This window comes from Nitrosomonas sp. Nm166 (assembly GCF_900112825.1).
In the GTDB taxonomy this organism is placed as follows: Bacteria; Pseudomonadota; Gammaproteobacteria; order Burkholderiales; family Nitrosomonadaceae; genus Nitrosomonas.
In genome coordinates this window covers 1-6,496 of sequence record NZ_FONE01000072.1, presented here as the reverse complement: position 1 = coordinate 6,496, position 6,496 = coordinate 1, and the positions used below count along the sequence as shown (strand labels likewise).

13 protein-coding genes are annotated in these 6,496 nt (G+C 43.0%); 4 read left to right on the top strand and 9 right to left on the bottom strand.

Translation table 11 applies throughout. The features are described from left to right. Positions 1-81 precede the first annotated feature (81 nt). From BM021_RS14195 to BM021_RS14180, 4 genes are all read right to left on the bottom strand, one after another. A complete protein-coding gene (locus tag BM021_RS14195; protein WP_090721654.1) occupies positions 82-492 on the bottom strand; it encodes a nucleotidyltransferase family protein in 411 nt (136 codons plus the stop codon). Between the two features lie 59 nt (positions 493-551). Next, the gene (locus tag BM021_RS14190; protein WP_090721653.1) at positions 552-824 is read right to left on the bottom strand and encodes a hypothetical protein; all 273 of its coding nucleotides are present in this window, start codon (positions 822-824) and stop codon (positions 552-554) included. A gap of 62 nt (positions 825-886) precedes the next feature. After that, entirely contained in the window at positions 887-1,069 is a 183-nt protein-coding gene (locus BM021_RS14185) for a hypothetical protein (RefSeq protein WP_090721652.1), read from the bottom strand. A gap of 86 nt (positions 1,070-1,155) precedes the next feature. Continuing rightward, positions 1,156-1,680, bottom strand: coding sequence for an HD domain-containing protein (locus tag BM021_RS14180; protein ID WP_090721651.1), 525 nt, complete (start codon positions 1,678-1,680; stop codon positions 1,156-1,158). Between the two features lie 326 nt (positions 1,681-2,006). Between BM021_RS14180 and BM021_RS14175 the strand changes: the two genes are divergently transcribed. Then, entirely contained in the window at positions 2,007-2,345 is a 339-nt protein-coding gene (locus BM021_RS14175; protein ID WP_090721655.1) for a type II toxin-antitoxin system RelE/ParE family toxin, read from the top strand. Then, complete coding sequence (locus BM021_RS14170) at positions 2,338-2,667, top strand: addiction module antidote protein (protein WP_090721650.1); 330 nt, start codon at positions 2,338-2,340, stop codon at positions 2,665-2,667. The genes BM021_RS14175 and BM021_RS14170 overlap by 8 nt, the downstream gene beginning before the upstream one ends. Positions 2,668-2,719: 52 nt before the next feature. Here the strand turns inward: BM021_RS14170 and BM021_RS14165 are convergent, their stop codons facing one another. The 3 genes from BM021_RS14165 to BM021_RS14155 form a co-directional block, all read right to left on the bottom strand. Continuing rightward, positions 2,720-3,025 (bottom strand): hypothetical protein, encoded by a 306-nt coding sequence (locus tag BM021_RS14165; RefSeq protein ID WP_090721649.1) that lies wholly within the window; start codon positions 3,023-3,025, stop codon positions 2,720-2,722. Positions 3,026-3,062: 37 nt separating this feature from the next. Continuing rightward, positions 3,063-3,530, bottom strand: a complete 468-nt coding sequence (locus BM021_RS14160) for a Ku protein (protein WP_177186394.1) — start codon at positions 3,528-3,530, stop codon at positions 3,063-3,065. A 66-nt stretch (positions 3,531-3,596) separates the two neighbouring features. Next, positions 3,597-3,971 carry a YciI family protein gene (locus BM021_RS14155; RefSeq protein WP_090721647.1) on the bottom strand — a complete coding sequence of 125 codons (375 nt, stop codon included), beginning with the start codon at positions 3,969-3,971 and terminating at the stop codon, positions 3,597-3,599. A 216-nt stretch (positions 3,972-4,187) separates the two neighbouring features. Here BM021_RS14155 and BM021_RS14150 point away from each other — a divergent pair, with 216 nt between their 5' ends. Further along, a complete protein-coding gene (locus BM021_RS14150; protein ID WP_090721646.1) occupies positions 4,188-4,592 on the top strand; it encodes a DoxX family protein in 405 nt (134 codons plus the stop codon). A gap of 73 nt (positions 4,593-4,665) precedes the next feature. Here the strand turns inward: BM021_RS14150 and BM021_RS14145 are convergent, their stop codons facing one another. Both BM021_RS14145 and BM021_RS14140 read right to left on the bottom strand, forming a co-directional pair. Then, complete coding sequence (locus BM021_RS14145; RefSeq protein WP_090721645.1) at positions 4,666-5,529, bottom strand: hypothetical protein; 864 nt, start codon at positions 5,527-5,529, stop codon at positions 4,666-4,668. 68 nt (positions 5,530-5,597) lie between these two features. Beyond that, positions 5,598-5,792, bottom strand: a complete 195-nt coding sequence (locus BM021_RS14140; RefSeq protein ID WP_090721644.1) for a hypothetical protein — start codon at positions 5,790-5,792, stop codon at positions 5,598-5,600. 357 nt (positions 5,793-6,149) lie between these two features. Between BM021_RS14140 and BM021_RS14135 the strand changes: the two genes are divergently transcribed. Further along, positions 6,150-6,496: recombinase family protein (locus BM021_RS14135; protein ID WP_177186393.1), on the top strand; the 347-nt coding region annotated here is incomplete at its 3' end.

The window sequence follows — 6,496 nt, the reverse complement described above, 5'->3', positions numbered from 1 at the left end:
TTTAACCGTTCCATCGCTACCTCAAGTTGCTCCGTTCCACTTGCCTTCCGTGCCATGATGACCTCTACCAAAGGTAAAGGCTTATATTATTACTGCTTCTATCTGTAATTGGAATAAGTCCCTGTATCCAGTAGTTGACGAAGGTTCGGCATATTTATCCTTCATTGAGTCAATATCCAGATCATCAATAATTGCTTGTTTGATCACTGCAATTTGCTCCGGTGTATCGACAACAAACCGCCCACGCACCAGATCCTTGATCTGCCGTAAATCACCGCCGTAATCACGATTGATTTTATCAAGCGCACGGTCACGGGTCTTGATTGGCCCCATTTCAAAAATGACGCCTTCAAACATTTCCGGGTTTTGGGCTTTTAAACGATCAAGAATGGATTGCCCTACATTTTCGAGCATAAGGGCAGAAGCTTGAGCTTGTTTATATAGCTCATCAAAGGATAAATCCGGCTGAGGCCGTTTTATACCATCTTCCATTCCACACCCTGTTTTTTATTATTTCAGCGATTTATTCTTCAATTTTGCCGAAACAGCTTTTATCCCATACCGCCTATCTCCGGCGGCGAATGGGAGTTAGTTTTTTTTTGACTCAAAAAATCAATGACCATCTGGTCAAACTCTTCTTTTGTTATTTCCTCGATATCGCCGCTTCTGTCTTCAAAAACTTTGCTTATCCAATACATATTCAGCTCAATCTCACCCGTTTCACGATTAGGTGTTTCCGTTCCTCTCAGACGGCCTTGGTCATCATAAATCGCCCGAATTGGCCAGACACCATTGGTGAAATATTTATATTTTGAGTCGTTCATAGATTTTTCCTTTTGATTCACCGTAAATATACGTTCACAGTGTTTTTTAAATTCTTCTGCTGTTATTTCTTCTGCTTCATCACTTTCACGAATCTGGAGAAGAAGCTCTCGATGTTGTTCAAGTTTTCCACTTCACGGCTTGGACGAACAGCATCGACATTGATTTTATATTCAGGATCAACCGTTGCGCGAATAGGCATGTAATCGCCCAGCAAGTAGTATCGATATTGCGGTTCGTCGGTCATCTTTTTTCTTCCTTTGATACCTTCATCGTTAAAAGGCTACAACGTTGCTTCCCAAGAATTATAACCGGGAGACGGAACGGCTTCGATCAACTCGAATACATGACTTTTGCTGATTCCCATTGCACCACAGAGCTTTTCAATGGATTGCCGATAACGCTCGCCAAGCTTTTTTGCTTTTCAGGGTTGATCCGATTAAGTTCCTCGATGCGTCTGGGATGCAGATTGTCCATGTTGTCCGCAATCTTGATCATCATGGCTCCCTGGTTTCCGGAAGCTATCAAATCATTGATCACCTCCTGGTAATCGCGCTTATCTTCCGGATTTTTTGTGACCAGGAACACCATCTCAATGCAGGCTGGCGAATAATTTTTCTGTCTCAAATCGGCTTCCTTGATGCCGCAATCTTCGATCACATCATGCAATTGCGCCGCTATGACGACATCATCGCTACAATTTGGGAAAAGTCTTCTAACGTTTTGGGCTACGCGCCGGGGATGATTGGCATAGGGCTTTCCGGCTTGATCAGTTTGACCGGCATGAAGCTGTTTTATCAACGCGACCGTATATTCAATATCCCGGTGCGCTATTTGCTCAAAATCAATGCGCGGCATATAAGTTCTTCAATCGTTCAATTGTGTTATAGCCCCTATACTCTATATCACAAATCCTAAAATTCTGTAAAACGTTTGAATTCTCGAGTATTACAGTAATTCAATATTCCGCTAAGGCTCGCTCGGTTTTATTGAGGTTATTATTATCAATTAACCTAACGAAATAATCATGGAAATTGGCAAGATTCTCCAATACCTCGGCTGATGAGTCTATTTTACCAGTTAGAGCAATATGTTATGGGTTGGCTAAACACCTCAAACATATTAATGATGAACAAAATTATTGCCAAATATATTTGGCGGATGATATAGTGGAAGAATATGAAATGATTAAAGCCGCTGAACCGAGAACAGTTGTCGTTTATCAGGATGACAAAGGCAAAGAACCTTTCACAGATTGGCTCAACGGTTTGCGCGATGAAAAAGGCCGTCGTTTCATTTTGAAACGCATCGGGAGATTGGAGCAAGGATTGTATGGCGACTGCCGACCTGTCGGCGAAGGGGTTTCAGAACTGCGGATATTTTTCGGTCCCGGTTATCGAATATATTTCGGTGAAGTGGATGGGCGCATCATTATCTTGCTTTGCGGCGGCGGCAAGGACAGTCAAAGCCGGGATATACAAGACGCGAAAGCATATTGGAAGGAGTATAAAGATCATGGCTGAACGAACATACCGTCAATTCAGAGATGTTGAGGAAGAATACTTCCGCAATCACCCCGAAGAAATTGGCGCATATCTTGACGAGATTTTTGATGAATATGCTGAGGACCATAATTCGGCTGCGCTGCTGGCGTCCTTGCGAATAATCGCCAAGGTAAAAGGGATCACCAATATCGCAGAGGAAACAGGATTGACCCGCCAAGGGGTTCAACATGCTTTGTCCAGCAAGGGCAATCCCCGCTTCGATAATGTCAATTCAATTATGAACGCGCTTGGCTATCGCCTTGTACCGGAAAAGATCGATAGCAATAGTCAGCGCGTGTAATTTTGATTGGTATTCCTCATGTCTTTGCATTTATAGGCAGTTGGCTGACCGCTTAAAGCGTTGAAACATCGAACCAGCGAAGCACAATTTTTTCTTGTTTGAGTTTTGCCTCAAGCTTGCCTTTAAAATCACGCCACCAATTTTGATCAAACTCGGCAACCATCACTTCATAAATAATAATTTGGTCTTTCTGAACATATCCTTCATCCTCCCAAACTCCTTCCGCTGGAGATTGAGAAAATGCGGTAACACCGCTGAATTTCTTGGTTAACTCTTCCTTGATATCCTTAAAGAATTTTTTCGGAAATTTCTTCCCCGAATTATCATTTAGCGGAAGTAGAAGCTGAACAAGTTTCATAATGCTTTGTTTGTTTCGACTTTAATTCTTTTCAAAACTAGGTTTTAAGCTTCTGAGAGGCTTCCAAAAATTCTGCCGATATTTTTTCAGCATTTTTCAAGAGTTTTGCGTCAATATTTTTAAGAGTGATGGCACTGGCCTTTTTATATTTCTTTAATTCTGTCCACGTAACAGGCCATGCAAAATGAACGAGATCAATGGTGTGTTTACTCTCTAAGCGCAGCTTTTCGATTTCTTTATCTTCAATAGGAATAAAGGCTCCTTTCTCGTATTCATAGCCTTTGACAATATCGTCCGCTTCAACGACATCGCCGTTTTCATTGACATTTTGATAGTGAATGCGCTGGCCAGTATCCTTATCGTATTTATGAAGGGGATTTTTTCGCTCTCGGTCACGACTGGATAAAGACAGACCGGAAAGGTGACAAGGGACAACCTGATATGTCCGTTCCAATAAGCGTGCTGAGGCATATTCGCTTCCTTGTAGAAGTTTATCTTTTACCAACCGGAAATTTTCCGTATGGTTCCAGTTAACTATGCCAGAAAGAGAGAATTTTTTCAGTTATATGGTTCATTCAAAATCAGACATCTCATATAACGGACGGATTTCGATCTCGCTCGGTCCCGGCATGGGGTTGGGGCAGCGCTTCACCCAGGCGACTGCCTCATCCATGTCCTTGACTTCCCAGAGCCAGAAACCAGCAACTAACTCACGAGGATGGGGGAAAGGGCCATCGATAACCGTACGGTCAGAACCATCGAACGCAACACGCTTGCCCTTCGAAGAGGGCGTAAGACCGTCACAATTCCCGTCCTTTAAGATGCCTGCCTTGACCAGCTCGTCATTAAATCTGCCCATTGCCTCCATCATCTCTTTCGTCTCGGCAGTATTGACAAATCCCTTTTCGCTGTCTTCAGTAGCCTTCACTAACACCATCACACGCATCGTCTGTCTCCTTATTTGGGTTGGATAACTAGCCTAGCATACAAGCGAACAATTTTTTCAGGCTCCTGCAAACTCATCGGCGATTAAGACGCAGCCCATTCATGGCGGTTGAAAACCGTCACGTTTCAAACAGAGACACACGAATACATATCAATGTTTCCTTTAAATTATTGGTTCAATATAATCGACAATCACAAAGCTTAAGGAGAAAAATATATGAATCTTCCATTTCAAAGTGATGCGCTGGGTAAATTGACATTACGCCTTACCGTTGGCGTACTGATGCTGTTTCATGGTGTGCATAAAATACTTAATCCAGGTTCTCTCGATTTTATCGGCAAACAGCTTACCAGCATGGATTTACCCCAGGCTTTAGCCTACGGAGTTTACTTGGGAGAAGTAATTGCAGCACTTATGATTATTCTTGGAATCTTTTCTCGGTTCGGGGGATTGCTTGTTTTCGGCAATATGATCTTCGCAATCGTGTTGGCGCATCGCAGTCAATTATTTACATTAACTGATCACGGCGGATATGCATTAGAATTGCAGGTTTTCTTCATGCTGACAGGACTTGCAGTGTTCTTTCTTGGAAGCGGTAGATTTGCCGTTAAACCTGATTAGATTTACCCCTACTCTCCAGAACAGGTATTCAACGAAAGTATATAAATGCTTGCCAGCAACGTGTTGGTTTGTTTTATGTGAACTTAGGAATGGTCGTCGGCAACGAAGTTGCCGACGAGCCGTACGGCTCGTCATGCGCAGTTTTGAAATCGGCCTGAATTTTGGGTGCATTGGGTTGGTAAGAGCCGAATAATTCATCTGCCGTTTCATTTCTGACGGGATCATTTATGCGTGATGTGGCCAACTCATAGGTATTTTGTTGCACACGGACATCCATGGGCATTTCTGTTTTTATCTTTTTGACGAGCTTTTCTAATTCCTCAGCAGACAGGGGCTGATCTACGTCACTCAGGCGATTTTTTGCAGGATCAATTATTTCTCGGTGATAATGCTCAACGTCTTGCTTGCGCTTTTCAATCTCTTGCGTAATTTTCTTGACGTGCTGATATTCTTCCCATTTTGGAGAGTTTGAGTTTAACTCGGTAATGAAATCTTTCCGATGAGTGACATCCTCCCCATGTTCAGCATAAATACGCCCATTCATGGATTGGAATACTTTTGTTCCATCCGGCAGTTGTTCGGCTTTACCCAATAAATCCCGGCGACGGTTTTCAGCAAGCTCGCTTTCTTGCTCCAGTTTGCGCCTTGCTTTTTCTGCTGCTTCTTCGGCAGCTGTCACAGTTGCGACTGCGTGGTGATAAAGACGCGCATAGTGCGGGTCTTGAAGAAGGCGCATCAGCGCATTGAAACGGCGCTCTTCTTTTTCTTTCTCTGCGTTTATCGCCTTATCAGAAACAGGTAAATTGAACCGTTTGATCCTGCCTGTTTCCCGGCCCGCGCTCTCATTGTTCAAGTCGATCATATCGCGCAGCCATTTAGGCAAGGAATCGAGAGAAATCCCGTCAAATTGGTCGATATCTTTACGAGCTCCAGCCAATAATCCTCCAGCCCTAATTCCTGGCTGGTTCTATTCTATGCTTAAAATGTTAACAAACCGTAAACGAGCTATTTTGCCAGCAATTCCCCGCAAGCTTGAGTCAATAAGCTCAGAACAATTGTTGTTGGGCCTTCCGTAGGGTATTTGGCAAGCGTATCTTCAATTAATTTACGTTTAACGTCCCGATCCCGCAGATACCAACTTGCAACACAATCACCTTTTTGTTTGTTGCCGGTAGAAATCAGGTGCGACACAGTTGCCACTGCACCTTCCAGATACCAATATCGCTCACCTTCACTTAATTGCAGAAATTTATTTATCGTGCCGGATTGAGCGCTGGCTGTTCCGTTTATTGATAAGGCAGAAACGAATATAAAAATTCCTGCGAATAAAAATATCCTTGCCTTTCCAGTGCTTCCAGTAGTAGGTCTTAAAGGAACCCTTTTGGCAGAATTCTAACAGCAACAAAGACAAATGTGTTACGTCAGCAAAACTGCGTGTTTCAGAAAAAATAGATCAATGCTGAGGAGGGGAAAATATGGATGACAAAAGGGTTCCTTTTTGTCCACTAAATGACTCGATCATTTATTGATATAAATACAAGCGATTATAAGGAAACAATGGCACTGATTGGATATGTCAGATGCAGCACAAATCGGCAAATGGTATTGCAGCAGATCGATGCCTTGCGTGCCGCTGGGTGTCTTCATATTTACAAAGATAGAGCTGTACGAGCCACGGCAAAAAAACGCCCTGGTCTTTTGGCTGTGCGGAAAGCCCTTAAGCCCGGCGATACTTTCGTCATCACTTCAATTGATCGCGCATTCCGGTCAACGATAGATGCCATTATATTTCTGGATGATATTACTAATCTGGATATTGCACGAGCATCAAAAATAAGAGCGAATTTGCCAGAGATTCATTTTTCAAGGGGGATAAATCGAGTTTCTATTCAGAATTTATTGTT